Source organism: Roseovarius pacificus (assembly GCF_900142665.1).
Classification (GTDB): Bacteria; Pseudomonadota; Alphaproteobacteria; order Rhodobacterales; family Rhodobacteraceae; genus Roseovarius; species Roseovarius pacificus.
This window is the reverse complement of the sequence record NZ_FRBR01000001.1, coordinates 286,128-299,699: the sequence shown is the minus strand read 5'-3', so window position 1 is coordinate 299,699 and position 13,572 is coordinate 286,128. Positions and strand designations below refer to the sequence as shown.

11 protein-coding genes are annotated in these 13,572 nt (G+C 58.8%); 6 read left to right on the top strand and 5 right to left on the bottom strand.

All coding sequences use genetic code 11. The annotated features are described in order from the left end of the window. Nucleotides 1-66: 66 nt before the first annotated feature. From BUB53_RS01450 to BUB53_RS01440, 3 genes are read left to right on the top strand one after another with little or no spacing between them, the layout of a single operon-like run. Nucleotides 67-819 (top strand): cytochrome c biogenesis CcdA family protein, encoded by a 753-nt coding sequence (locus BUB53_RS01450; protein WP_073033659.1) that lies wholly within the window; start codon nucleotides 67-69, stop codon nucleotides 817-819. A gap of 52 nt (nucleotides 820-871) precedes the next feature. Beyond that, entirely contained in the window at nucleotides 872-2,146 is a 1,275-nt protein-coding gene (locus BUB53_RS01445) for a hypothetical protein (protein WP_073031904.1), read from the top strand. Next, nucleotides 2,146-3,510, top strand: a complete 1,365-nt coding sequence (locus BUB53_RS01440) for a cytochrome P450 (RefSeq protein WP_073031902.1) — start codon at nucleotides 2,146-2,148, stop codon at nucleotides 3,508-3,510. Before BUB53_RS01445 ends, BUB53_RS01440 begins: the two co-directional genes overlap by 1 nt. 49 nt (nucleotides 3,511-3,559) lie before the next feature. On the opposite strand, the gene BUB53_RS01435 is transcribed toward BUB53_RS01440, so the two are convergent. From BUB53_RS01435 to BUB53_RS01415, 5 genes are all read right to left on the bottom strand, one after another. Continuing rightward, nucleotides 3,560-3,772: a hypothetical protein gene (locus BUB53_RS01435; RefSeq protein ID WP_234983207.1), complete on the bottom strand. Its 213-nt coding sequence runs from the start codon at nucleotides 3,770-3,772 to the stop codon at nucleotides 3,560-3,562. Nucleotides 3,773-3,822: 50 nt separating this feature from the next. After that, the gene (ilvN, locus tag BUB53_RS01430; protein ID WP_073031900.1) at nucleotides 3,823-4,383 is read right to left on the bottom strand and encodes an acetolactate synthase small subunit; all 561 of its coding nucleotides are present in this window, start codon (nucleotides 4,381-4,383) and stop codon (nucleotides 3,823-3,825) included. Between the two features lie 81 nt (nucleotides 4,384-4,464). Then, a complete protein-coding gene (locus tag BUB53_RS01425) occupies nucleotides 4,465-6,219 on the bottom strand; it encodes an acetolactate synthase 3 large subunit (RefSeq protein ID WP_073031898.1) in 1,755 nt (584 codons plus the stop codon). A gap of 287 nt (nucleotides 6,220-6,506) precedes the next feature. Continuing rightward, nucleotides 6,507-7,157 carry a response regulator gene (locus BUB53_RS01420; RefSeq protein WP_073031896.1) on the bottom strand — a complete coding sequence of 217 codons (651 nt, stop codon included), beginning with the start codon at nucleotides 7,155-7,157 and terminating at the stop codon, nucleotides 6,507-6,509. Beyond that, nucleotides 7,154-8,581, bottom strand: coding sequence for a cache domain-containing protein (locus BUB53_RS01415; protein WP_073033657.1), 1,428 nt, complete (start codon nucleotides 8,579-8,581; stop codon nucleotides 7,154-7,156). Before BUB53_RS01415 ends, BUB53_RS01420 begins: the two co-directional genes overlap by 4 nt. A 225-nt stretch (nucleotides 8,582-8,806) precedes the next feature. Here BUB53_RS01415 and BUB53_RS01410 point away from each other — a divergent pair, with 225 nt between their 5' ends. From BUB53_RS01410 to BUB53_RS01400, 3 genes are all read left to right on the top strand, one after another. Further along, nucleotides 8,807-9,892 carry a TRAP transporter substrate-binding protein gene (locus tag BUB53_RS01410; protein ID WP_073031894.1) on the top strand — a complete coding sequence of 362 codons (1,086 nt, stop codon included), beginning with the start codon at nucleotides 8,807-8,809 and terminating at the stop codon, nucleotides 9,890-9,892. Between the two features lie 163 nt (nucleotides 9,893-10,055). Then, nucleotides 10,056-10,937 (top strand): TRAP transporter small permease subunit, encoded by an 882-nt coding sequence (locus BUB53_RS01405; protein WP_373285765.1) that lies wholly within the window; start codon nucleotides 10,056-10,058, stop codon nucleotides 10,935-10,937. Between the two features lie 14 nt (nucleotides 10,938-10,951). Beyond that, nucleotides 10,952-13,306 carry a TRAP transporter large permease subunit gene (locus BUB53_RS01400; RefSeq protein ID WP_073031882.1) on the top strand — a complete coding sequence of 785 codons (2,355 nt, stop codon included), beginning with the start codon at nucleotides 10,952-10,954 and terminating at the stop codon, nucleotides 13,304-13,306. The last annotated feature ends 266 nt before the right edge of the window (nucleotides 13,307-13,572 follow it).

The following is a 13,572-nucleotide window of genomic DNA, read 5'->3' as shown; positions in this document are numbered from 1 at the left end:
GCCTGTCCACAAGGTTGTGACCGTCCAGTGCGTGACCTTGCCCCGTGAATTGACTATGTGATCGGCATGTTCGGAATCGAGATCATCGACGCGGGGCTTTTCCCCGCCATGGCCGTCGCCCTGTTTGCCGGGGTGATTTCCTTTCTCAGCCCCTGTGTTCTGCCTATCGTGCCGCCCTATCTGGCGTATATCAGCGGCGTGGCGCTGAGCGATCTGACCGACAAGGCCCAGGGACGGGCGCGGGCCTTCATGCCGGCGGTGTTCTTCGTCCTGGGGCTCAGCACCGTGTTCCTGTTCCTTGGCTTCACCGCATCGGCCATCGGATCGCTTTTCCTGCAATATCAGGATTGGTTCAACACCATTGCCGGGGTCGTGGTCATGGTGTTTGGGGCACATTTCGTGGGCGTTTACAGGATCGGCTTTCTGGATCGCGAAGCGCGCATGGATATGGGCGACAGGGGGGGCTCGTCCTTTGGGGCCTATGTGCTTGGGCTGGCATTTGCCTTTGGCTGGACCCCGTGCATCGGGCCGCAACTGGGGGCGATCCTGTCATTGGCCGCATCCGAGGCGAACGTGGCGCGAGGGACGGTTCTGTTGGCGGTTTATGCGCTTGGGCTCGGGGTACCGTTTCTGCTGGTGGCGGCCTTCCTGCCCCGGTTGGGGGGGCTGATGAACTGGATGAAACGCCACATGGAGCGGATCGAGCGGATCATGGGGCTTCTTTTGTGGACAATCGGTTTGCTGATGCTGACCGGCGGTTTTTCCGCCTTTTCATTCTGGCTGCTTGAAACGTTCCCGTCGCTGGCTTTGCTTGGATAAGTCTTACTCTCGCCAAACTGCCGCGCTAATGTGGGCTGGCAAGAGGTAAGGTATGAGCAGCAGCGTCGTGAAACCCGTTCAGCGCAGGCGCGTTTTCTATATTCCCGGCTATGATCCCATTCACCCGCGTCGCTATCGCGAACTCTATCGCAAGGAGGGTGCGGCGCAGGCGGCTATATCGGGCTATGAGCTGGCTTTGTCTGCCAAGGCGGCAGAGGGGCAGGGCCGCTATGGATGGCATGTCGATGCTGCGATTGACCGCGGGACGATCCAGACGGATTTCGAGGTTCTGGTCTGGTCCGACATCGTGCGTAACAGCATGGATCGGGGGATCGCTTCGACCTACGCACAACTGGTACGCACGGCCTGGGCCTATATCGCTTCGGGTGCGCTGCTCCGCCTGATGCGGTTGCGCAAGGGGCCGGTGATTGCGGCGCTCTATCCGGTTGGGATGCTGCTGATCCAGTTGCTCGTTGCGCTGTTGCTTGGCCATGGGGTTGGCACCGCGTTGACGTGGAGTGCGCGATATCTTCCATTGGGACAGGAAGGCACGGCTCTTGCTGCGCGCCTGATGGTCGAAGGGGTGCTTTACTGGGGTAGCCTGTTTGGCACCGCGTGGGCGCTTTTGACCTGGTTCAAGTCCAGGGACAACAAACTGTTCGCCTATTACCTGATGCATGACTATGCCTATTCGGCGCGCTACAAGGGGGCAAACCCGCCCGAATTGGAGGCGCGGATTGCGGAATTTACCGACGAGATCGCCGCGGCGCTGCGCGATGATGTCGATGAGGTTCTGGTGGTCGGTCATTCCTCGGGAGCCCATCTGGCGGTGTCGATCCTGTCGGATCTCATTCGACAGGGCCGCGTACCTGCAAACGGGCCGGTCCTGTCCTTTCTGTCCCTGGGGCAGGTCGTGCCGATGGTGTCCTTTTTGCCAAAGGCATATCGCCTGCGGGGCGATCTGAGATTTCTCAGCACACGGGACGAACTGAGCTGGATCGACGTGACCGCTCCGGGCGATGGCTGCGCCTTTGCGCTGTGCGATCCGGTGTCGGTCAGCGGCGTCGCGCCGGATGGAAAACGCTGGCCGCTGGTGGTGTCTGCGGCCTTCACCCAAACGCTCAGCCCCGAGCGTTGGCGCGCGCTGCGCTGGCGTTTCTTCCGGCTGCATTTTCAGTATCTCTGTGCGTTCGACAGGCCCGGAGATTATGATTATTTCCTGATCACCGCCGGGCCGAAAACCCTTGGTCAGCGATACGAAGGGCGCGCGCCGTCACCCAGCCGGATAGATATGGCCGTGTCGAAGTATACGGATGTTGCCGCGTGATGCTGCCGCCCAAACCTCCTGCACGATCCGGGCGCGTATCGCTCTGGCGCTATATGCGGCTGTTTCGCCAGGATATCCTGTCGGCACAACCGGCGCATCTGTATCGCGCATGGATGGCTGAGTTTCGGACCCCGTTTTTCAGATCGTACCTGTGCAATCAACCCGACCTTGTCGATCTGGTGCTGAAGGAGCGGCCTGACGATTTCCCGAAGTCCGACCGGATACGCGAAGGGTTGGCGCCGCTGTTGGGAAATTCGGTATTCGTGACCAACGGAGAAACGTGGAAACGACAACGCCGGATCATTGATCCGGCTTTTGAAGGAGGGCGGCTGCGCGATGTGTTTCCCGCGATGCTGGAGGCCGGACAGGCGGCAGTGGCGCGATTGGCAAGCACTGCCGATGGAACGCCGCAGGAGATCGAGGCGCAGGCCAGCCATGCAGCGGCGGACGTGATCTTTCGCACCTTGTTTTCGATCCCTATCGAACATGAGGTGGCCGCGCAGGTTTTCGACAAGTTCCGCGAACATCAACGCGCGCAGCCGGTGTTGAATCTGGGGGCATTTCTGCCTTTGCCCAATTGGTTTCCCCGGTTTCACAAGCGTCGGGCCAGACAAACCGCAGCGGATATTCGCGCGTTGATCACCCGCCTTACCGCCGAACGAATGGCGCGGATCAAGGACGGCACGGCACCGGACGACCTGGCCACCAAGATCATGACGACAGCCGATCCGCGGACCGGCCAGACATTCGATACCCAAGAGATGGTCGATCAGGTGGCGATCTTTTTCCTGGCGGGGCACGAAACCAGTGCCTCGGCTTTGGCGTGGGCGCTTTATCTGTTGGCGCTTTATCCCGACTGGCAGGAGAGGGTGGCCGGGGAAGCCCGGCAGGTCATGTCGGACGGCGCACCGGAATTTTCCGATATCGGCAAGCTCAGGCTGACGCGGGATGTATTTCGTGAAACCTTGCGGCTTTACCCGCCTGTGCCGATGATGGTGCGCGAGGCTATCTGCCCGGAACGGTTCCGTGATCGCGACGTTCCCAAAGGCGCGCAGATCGTGCTGAGCCCCTGGCATCAACAACGCCACGAAAGATTGTGGGATAATCCCGATGCCTTCGATCCCGAGCGGTTCCAGACCGAGAACGGGCGCGAGGGGCTTCGTTGCGCCTATATGCCGTTTTCAGCAGGGCAACGGGTTTGTCCGGGCGCGGGGTTCGCCATGATCGAAGGGCCATTGCTGCTTGCGCTGCTGGTGCGGGCGTATCGGTTCGAGACCGTAGCCGACCGTCCGGCCATGCCGGTCGCGCATCTGACGGTGCGGGGGCGGGACGGTATCTGGCTCAGGATAAGGCCACGCACATGAAAAAGGCCCTTGCCGGGGCGGGGTCCTTTGGACCGGATATCGGCGATATTCAGGCTTCGTGGCCTTCAGTCTTGAGACGGGCATGCAGCCCTCGTGCCTCGGGCTTCCCGGCCTCAAGCGCGAAGATATAGGCATGCGTCAGGTAAAAGTACATTGCATCCGGACCGTTGGACAGGGCCGCCGCTTCTCCGTAGAGGCTGATCCGTTCCTGTTCCCCTGATCTTTCGACCCAAAACAGAAAACCATGTCTTAGAACCGACAAATCACGACCCGAGTATCCCCAGGGCGGCGCGTGACCGGTTATGGCGGGCGTCAGATACCGCGCGACAGGGCGGCAACCCCGGTGCGGGCGATCTCGACCAGACCTAGGGGACGCATCAGATTGGCAAAGGCGTCGATCTTGTCCGGCGTGCCGGTGATTTCGAAAACAAAGCTGTTGAGTGTACTGTCGACGGCATTGGCGCGGAAGATATCTGCAAGCCGCAGCGCCTCGACCCGCTTGTCACCTTCTCCTTCGACTTTCAGCAGCGCCAGTTCGCGCTCGACGGCGTGGCCTTCGACCGTCAGGTCGTGCACGTCGTGAACGGGCACGATACGGCCTAGCTGCGCCTTGATCTGTTCGATGACCTGCGGCGTGCCGGTGGTGACAATGGTGATGCGGCTGGTATGGCCGGTATGATCGACCTCGGCCACGGTCAGGCTGTCGATGTTGTAACCCCGCCCCGAGAACAGGCCGATCACGCGGGCCAGAACACCCGGTTCGTTGTCGACGATCACGGCCAAGGTGTGGGTTTCGCTGACGTCCGAGAAATTGGGACGCAGGTTATAGGCCGAATGCTTGGACGAGCCTTTTTTGATTTTCAGTGCAGACATTGGTTGAACTTTCTTTTGTCATCCGGTTTGGCGGATTTTCCCACCTCCGGCGATTGCGGGAGGTGGGACAGGACATCGTTGTTATACCAGAACCGCGCCCTTTGAGCCGATGGCGTCCTTGGTTGAGGCCTCGCCAAGCAGCATCTTGTTGTGCGGCTCGCCCGAAGGGATCATCGGGAAGCAGTTTTCGTGCTTTTCGACAAGGCAGTCAAAGATCACCGGCCCGTCATGATTGATCATTTCCATGATCGCATCGTCCAGGTCATCGGGGTTGTCGCACTTGATGCCTTTGGCGCCGAACGCCTCGGCCAGTTTCACGAAATCGGGCAGGGCCTCGGACCAAGAATGCGAATAGCGCTCACCGTGCAAAAGTTCCTGCCACTGGCGTACCATGCCGAGCCGTTCGTTGTTCAGGATGAACTGCTTGACCGGCAGGCGGAATTGCACCGCAGTGCCCATTTCCTGCATGTTCATCAGCCAACTCGCCTCGCCCGCGACGTTGATCACCAGAGAGTCAGGATGCGCCATTTGCACGCCGATGGAAGCCGGGAATCCATAGCCCATCGTGCCCAACCCCCCGGAGGTCATCCAGCGGTTGGGATCGTTGAAGCCAAGGTATTGCGCTGCCCACATCTGATGTTGCCCGACTTCGGTACAGACGTAGCGATCATGGTCCTTGGTCAGGGCCTCAAGGCGTTGCAGCGCGTATTGCGGTTTGATCGACTTGCCGCTTTGGGTGAAGGCCAGGCAATCGACCTTGCGCCATTCCTCGATTTGCGCCCACCATTTCTGTATCGCTTCACGGTTTATCTTGCGACCGCGCGACTTCCAGACCTTCAATACGTCTTCCAGAACATGGGCGATATCGCCGATGATCGGGATGTCGGTCTTGATGACCTTGTTGATCGAACTGGGGTCGATGTCGATATGGGCCTTTTTCGAATGCGGGCTGAAGGCATCGACCCGGCCCGTGATCCGGTCATCGAAGCGGGCCCCGACATTGATCATCAGGTCACAGCCGTGCATGGCCATGTTGGCCTCGTAGAGGCCGTGCATTCCCAACATCCCCAGCCAATGCTCGCCATTGGCCGGATAGGCGCCAAGCCCCATCAGGGTCGAGGTGATGGGGACGCCGCTGGCCTCGACCAGTTCACGCAAAAGCTGACTGGCCGCAGGGCCCGAGTTGATCACGCCACCGCCGGTATAGAAAATCGGGCGTTCGGCCTTTTCAAGGGCTTCGACCAGTTCGGTGATCTCCTCCATGTCGCCCTTGACCTGGGGTTGATAATGATCGGTCTTGGCCTTCTGGGGCGAGGTATACTCGGCACTCGCGAACTGCACGTCCTTGGGCAGATCGACCAGAACCGGGCCGGGACGGCCCGAGGTCGCGACATGAAATGCCTGATGGATCGTGCCCGAGAGGGTCTTGGTGTCGCTGACCAGCCAGTTATGCTTGGTGCAGGGGCGGGTGATGCCCACGGTGTCGGCCTCCTGAAAGGCATCGTTGCCGATCATGAAGGTGGGAACCTGACCCGACAGCACGACGATCGGGATCGAATCCATCAGCGCATCGGTCAGGCCGGTCACCGCATTCGTCGCGCCCGGTCCCGACGTTACCAGCGCCACGCCGGGTTTGCCGGTGGACCGTGCGTACCCTTCCGCGGCATGCACGGCACCCTGTTCATGGCGGACAAGGATGTGACGAATGTCGTTTTGCTGAAAAATCTCGTCATAAATCGGTAGAACGGCGCCGCCGGGGTATCCGAATACGACGTCCACACCCTGATCCTTGAGGGCCTGAACCACCATTCTCGCTCCGGTCATCTGACGTGTCATCGCTTTGCTCCGTTCATGACGTCATTGTTGTTTGCACAAAAAAGCCCCCGTTCGGGCGGGGGCGCATGGGGTACCGTTATGGTGTCCGTTACCGGCCCATGCGCCATTTTCCTACCAGTACGATGATCATACCCATCCTGGGGACTCCTAAAGTGCGTGCGCGCGACATTATGAGGAGCGGCGAGGGGCGTCAACCGCATTTTCCGGCATAAATGTCGCAAGGTGGGGTGATTTCTTTGCATTTGTTGCGCAATCGTGTCTTCGTGCGAAATGCGACGGGTTTTCATCTACAGCCGATGCGCGGTGCCGCCCTGCAATACCCCGTGCTCCATTGCATAACGCGTCAATCCCGCAGTCGAACTGATCCCCAGCTTGCGTTTGATGTTCTTGCGGTGCGTTTCCACCGTGCGCACCGAGATATCCAGTGTCTGCGCGACCTCCTTGTTCGACTTGCCCTGCGCGATTTGCAAAAGGATTGTCTGCTCGCGGTTCGTCAGTTGTTCGCGTTCGGACCGGTCATAAGGTTTCAGAGACCCTTGCGCGCCGGTGCAAAGATATCGCTGACCGGCCATGATGGCGTCGATGGCGCGTTTGATTTCGTCGGTTGGAACATCCTTCAGAACATAGCCGACCGCGCCGTGATTGAGGGCCGAGAAGATATATTCCGGGCTGTCATGCATCGACAGGATCAGGATGCGCGTTTCCGGGCGGTTTTCCAGGATGATCTCGGTGGTCGACAGCCCGCCGATGCCCGGCATGTTGAGATCCAACAGGATCACATCGGGGTTCAGCGCCTCGACGCAGTCAATGATTTCCTGCCCGTTGGACAGTGTCGCCAGAACTTCGATATCGTCATAGCTTTCCAGGATGGACTGAATCCCTTCAGCCACCATCGGGTGGTCATCTACGATTACGATACGGGTCGGAGAGGATGTCATGCGGAGGCCCTGGTGTCTGTGTCGGAACGGTCTTGCGGTGGCAGGAGGTGTATCAGGGGAACGGTGGCTTCGATCATGGTGCCCGAGTTGGAGGATACGATGCGCAGAGTGCCGTCGAGTTGTTCAACCCGTTCCTGCATGTTGCGCAGACCCAGCCCAGCGGTCGGCGTCGCCGGTTGGTGCATCCGTTCGATGCCATGTCCATTGTCCGATATTCGCATGGTCGCCCCGTTGCTGTGCCCGCGGATATCAATGGAAACATGCGTTGCGCCCGAGTGGCGTTCGACATTGGTCAATGCCTCTTGTGCGACGCGATAGAGGGCGATCTTTGCGTCATCGTCCAGCCGGTTGCGGAAGACGGCCGTGGTGATCTCGGTCGTCATGCCGGTGCGTTGTGCGAAATCCTCGGCCAGCGCCTTGAGCGCGGGACCGAGCCCCAGGTCGTCCAATGCGCCGGGCCTCAGGTCTCGGCTGATGCGGCGAACCTCCTGAATCGCCCCGGACAGGTGTTCGAGGCCCTTGTCCAGATTCTCGGTGCCTCGCGCGTCGCCATTGGTCAACCGGCGTCTGGCGATGTCCAGAGCATACCGGACACCGACAAGGATCTGGCTGATTCCATCATGCAGTTCGCGCGCGACGCGGCTGCGTTCTTCTTCCTGTGCGTCGAACACGCGTTGAGTCAACTTCTTGAGCTTGGCGTCGGCCAGACGGCGTTCACGGATGTTGATGAACAGGCCAATGGTAAACACAAGCAGAAGCGCGGCCAGTGTTATGCCACCGATATAAAAGAACGTGCGCTGCACGCGTGCTTCGACCTGTTCGCGCGATGCGGTCACGGCGGCCAGGACGTCATCGACAAAAATACCGGTGCCGACAGCCCATTGCCAATCCTGGAACCCGATCACGTATGTGATCATGCGCGCCATCTGCCCGGTCGAGGGTTTGCGCCAGTCATAGCTGTGATAGCCGCCACCTGACCGGGCCAGGCGGATCAATTCATCAGTGACGGGGATTCCATTGGGGTCCGTTATGCCCGACCAATTGGTCCCGATCAGATCGGTTTCGCGCGGGCTGACAAGGTTGTTCCCGTCATAGTCATACACGAAGAAATAACCATCCTGCCCATACAGCATTGCCGACAGGGTTTGTGTGACGGCCAGTTTCGCATTGGCATCATCGGGTCCGGCGCGACCGTAGATGTTGATCACGGCATTGCGGGCAATGGACAGATAATTCTTCAGCTCGGCGCGCTTGGCCGCGATCAGTTGTTGTTCGAGTTGCTGGATTTCACGTTCGGCCAACTGCGTTGATTGCAGCGTGACCAGAATCGAAATGACCACCGCTGCCAGGATAAGGGGCAGGGTGGCGGTGAGGAACAGTTTCTGTCCGTAGTTCGGTCGAATTAGGTTGCCCGGAAACCTCATGGACATGAATTACGGCGAATCAAGACCGAATCCCAGAGATTCCTGTCTGTCATGGCAAGCTATACAGGGTGATGGCTCGTTTTGAGAACAATCGTCGCGCATCTAAGCAGTTATAGGTATTTTCACGCTTGCCTTGTCACGATATCGTGACTCCACTTGTATCGGTCCGTGCGCGCAATCCTTGAGGAGAGGGCGCACTTTAATCATTCTGGGAGGAACAACTCTATGGATCGTCGCTCATTTCTGAAAAATTCCGCACTCGGGGGCACTGCCGCAGCCGCGGCAACACTTGCGGCGCCTGCTTATGCCCAAGGAAAACGCACACTGACCATGGTAACCACATGGGGGCGTGGTCTGGCAGGTGTGCATGACAGCGCGCAATACGCTGCTGACGCCATTACCGAAATGACCGATGGTGCGTTGACGGTCGATCTGAAGGCAGCGGGCGAACTGGTCGGTGCATTCGAGGTGTTCGATGCGGTGACGGCCGGTCAGGCCGATTTGTACCATGGTGTCGATTACTACTTCCTCAGTCAGCACCCCGCGCTGTCGTTCTTCAGCCAGGTGCCGTTCGGCATGACGTTCCAGGAATTCAACAACTGGTTCTATCATGACGGTGGCCGCGACCTGGCAGACGAAGTGTATTCGATCTTTGGCATCAAAAGTTTCCCCGTTGGCAACACCGGGCCGCAATCGGGTGGCTGGTTCGCCAAGGAAATGAACGGCGTCGAAGATTTCCAGGGCCTGCGGTTCCGGATGCCGGGGCAAGGGGGGCAGGTGCTCGGCAAGCTGGGCGCGTCGGTTCAGAACCTTCCCGGTGCGGAAGTGTATCAGGCGCTTGCGTCGGGTGCGATCGACGGTACGGAATGGATCGGACCGTGGGCCGATGAAAAGGCCGGTTTCCAGGAAATCACCAAGTTCTACTACACCGCCGGTTTCCATGAGCCGGGTCCGAACCTCAACCTGAACATGAACCTCGATGTTTATGAAAGCCTGACGCCTTCCCAGCAAAGCATCGTTGCAAATGCGGCACGGGCATCGAACCTGTGGACCATGTCGCTGTTCATGGCGAACAACTCGGCCGCGTTGCAGCGTTTGCAGTCGAGCGGTGTCAAGCTGATGAGTTTCTCCGATGCAATCTGGGATGCCTTCGGTGCGGCGGCCAAGGAAGTCGTCGAAGAGTCCCTGGGCGACGATCTCTACAAGTCCTGCTATGACAGTTACATGGCATCGCTGAACAGTTCTGCGACCTGGGGCAGCCGCTCGGAAGGTGCGTTTTCTGCACAGCGTAACCGTGTGATGGGTCTGTAAGTCAGAGCCGTCGTCATATCCCGTGCCCCGTTTCCACAACCGGGGCACGGGGACTTTCAGGAGGCAATAAGCGCCATGCCTGAAGCATTCCTCTATCAAGCAGCCAAGGATTCACCTCATGGATGAAACAGCTTCGACCGGAGCAGTCGGTGCCGTGGTTGAAATGATCGTCTGGATGTTCAGCAATATCGGATACGCCTTTTACAACCTGGGCTACGCTCTGAGTCATCCTCACCAATGGCTCGATTGGTCCGACAAAGAAGCGATCATGCGCTTTGTGTATTATGGCGGATCGGTTGAATTCTTCTTCATCGTTTTCACCGCTTTCCTCGTGGTTACGGGGGTCGGACTCTGGAGGCATGGTTTCATGTGGGGATGCGTGCGCATCCTTGAAGGATTTGCCAATATGGTTGGACGCTTCTTCGCATGGGCCGGGCTGTTGATGGTGATCCAGCAGATCATCATCGTTTTCATTCAGCGCATCTTTGCCCGACCGGATATCGTGATCGGTCTGGGCATCCCGATTGAGATGGATATCAGTTGGTGGGCTGAAGAACTGAAACTCTACAATGCGATGGTGGTCGCCCTGTGTGCCACCTACACCTTCGTGCAAGGCGGGCATGTCCGTGTGGACCTGATCTATGCGACAGTCCGGTTCCGCACCAAGAAAATCATCGATATGGTCGGGTCGCTTCTGTTCATGATGCCGATGGCGATCCTGATCTGGATGTATGGCTGGTTCTTCATGTGGCGCCACCTGATTGTCCCGAAACCGTCAGCCAGCGACACTCTTGACCGGTTGCTGGCGAAATCCAGAGCGCTGCGATGGAATGTCGAAACCATCGGGTTTTCGCCGAACGGGTTCAACGGGTATTTCCTGTTCAAAATTCTGCTTGTGGCCTTCGCCGCGATGATCTTTCTGCATTCGGTCGCGTTTTTCTACAGATCCTATCTGGAATGGTGCGAAGGCGAAGACAGTGAAAACAAATACCTCGACAAGGATAGCCTTGGCGAAGGTGAAGAAGCCTATGAAGGCACACATTAAGGGGGCAGGGACACATGCTATTCGGACTTGATGGCGTTGAAATCGGCCTGATCATCGTCTTTCTGTGCCTTTTCGGGGGCATTCTGTCGGGCTTTCCGGTGGCGTTTGCAATCGGCGGCGCGGGGGTGATCTCTTTCGGGATCATTGCGGCACTCGATAGCGCGGGATTGTTGATCCACCAGGCTATCGACACCTCCAGCGAGGCCTATAACACGCTTGTCGGTTCGGGCGTGCGGCCTGAAATGATATCCGTTTTCCGTTATCCCGATCTGCCAAGGATCGGGCAATCCGTTTTCCCGCTGGGTTGGGAAACGGCATTGGATCGCAATGTCAGTTTCATTGTGAATCGTATCAACGAACGCGTGCTGGCGGGGCAGTCTATCGAGACTCTGCTGGCGGTGCTGATGTTCGTGCTGATGGGGATCACGCTGGAGCGGTCGAAAATCGCCAATGACCTGCTGACCACCATGGCGCGGGTCTTTGGCCCGCTGCCAGGCGGTCTGGCCGTGTCGGTGGTGGTTGTCGGAGCCTTTCTGGCGGCCTCGACCGGGATCGTCGGGGCCACGGTGGTTACCATGGGTCTGCTCAGCCTGCCGACCATGCTACGCAACAACTACAGTCCCGAGATCGCCACGGGCGTGATCGCGGCGAGCGGGACGTTGGGGCAGATCATTCCGCCGTCCATCGTGATCGTTCTGTTGGGAACGCTGGCGGGCGATCTTTATTCCGCTGCGCAGGAAACCCGAGCGCAGGAAGCCGGGTGTTCGGACGCGTTGACTTATCTAGGTGAACCGGCGGTGGTGTCGGTGGGCACGTTGTTTCAGGCGGCCTTGTTGCCCGGTATCCTGTTGGCTTTGCTCTATGCGCTTTATGCCTTCAGCTATGCGCTGTTCAATCCCAAGAGGGCGCCTGCCGTGGAACTGGGAGGGTCTGGCGGAGAAGCGATCACGCGGGGAGAGGCCTTTACCTGGTATCTCGGTGTTCCGGTCGCCCTTATCGCGGGCATGATGCTGTTGAGCCAGGTGCACATCATCGGATCGCAAAGCCTTCAGGTCGACAGCTATACCGACCGTGGCGAAGCCGCTGAACTGCGTACCAATGTCAGTGAGCAGTGCAAGGCGTCGATGATCGAGTTGCATGGGCAAGAGGCCTGGGATGCCGCTGTGGCCCAGCAACAGGTGATCGACGAGTCCGGCGGGCTGGAGGAAAGCCATCGCTTGTCTCCCGAAGAAATCGCCGAACTGATCGCCGAAAAAGAAGCAAATGCCGCGCCCATCGGGACGGGCGTTGCGACGATCTTCCTGCTCTTGGCTCTGGTTCTGGCTGTCGCGCGCGGGGTTCGGCCCTCGGCCACGCCGGTGCCGCTGCTGATCGGGGCTCTGGGGATCGTGCTGGGGCTGTTGGCGGATATCCTGCTGATCGCGCCATCCACCAGTTCCGGGCTGTCGCTGGTCATTCTGGCGATCCCGCTGGGTATGGCCCTTTACGGGTGTTCCCATGCGGTTGGCCGGTTGGCGCAGAACGAACTGATCCGCGTGGTCTTTCCTCCGCTGGTGCTGATCGTTGCCGTTCTGGGGTCAATCCTGGGCGGAATCACCAATCCGACTCCGGCTGCCGCACTTGGGGCAGGAGGCGCGATCATGCTGGCCGCCTATCGGCGCCTGAGAGATCTGGATCGCTCGGGTATGGTGATCATCTGGTCAACCTTCGCGATCGTTGTGGCGATTTTGCTGGGGATCAATTTCGATCTGCGCATCAATCAGCGAGATGTGCCGTTTGAAAGCTGGCTGGCCTTCATCGGCGCGTATGCCGCGTATCTCTATGCGGCGTTCGGGTTGCTGTATTCCTGCTGGGTGCTGTTTTCGGGAGGGATACTGACGCCGGTGGTTCGCGAAACGGCCAAGGTGACCTCGATGGTGTTCACGATCCTGATCGGATCGCAGCTCTTGAACCTGGTGGTGATTTCCTTTGGAGGGGAACACTATATCCAGCAATTCCTGAAGAGTTTCGACAATGAATACACCGTGTTCCTGATCGTGATGCTGGTGCTGTTCATTTTGGGGTTTGTTCTGGATTTTCTGGAGATCATCTACATCGTCATTCCGATTGTCGGGCCGGTCATCTATGGCGGCACGTTCGATCCGAAATGGGTGACGATCATGATTGCCGTGAATCTTCAGACCAGTTTCCTGACGCCGCCGTTCGGATTTGCGTTGTTCTATCTGCGCGGGGTTGCGCCCAAAGAGGTGACGACCAGCCATATTTACAGGGGTGTGGCGCCGTTCGTGCTGATTCAGGTGGTGGGGCTGGCGATCCTGTGGCTGTTCCCGGCCATCGTGACCGTCGTGCCCTCTATGGTCGGGCAGTGAGGAAACCGGGATCGTGTTGTCGGGGCCGCCTTTCGGGGCGGCCTTGATTTTGGGGGCAGGCCCCCGGACGGGTTTTGTACGAAACGTACGAAGTGTACGCGGGTTTTGTACGAAATTCGGGGGTGGTTTGGAAATATGTGTCCATCATGGGCGCATATGCCGATGATTTCGGCGATGCCGGGGCGGTCGGGAATGCCGTTCCTCGCGATCTTCGAACCGGCCCCGACTGATCCCGGAGAGGGCCTCTGTCCGATGTGTCTTGCGGC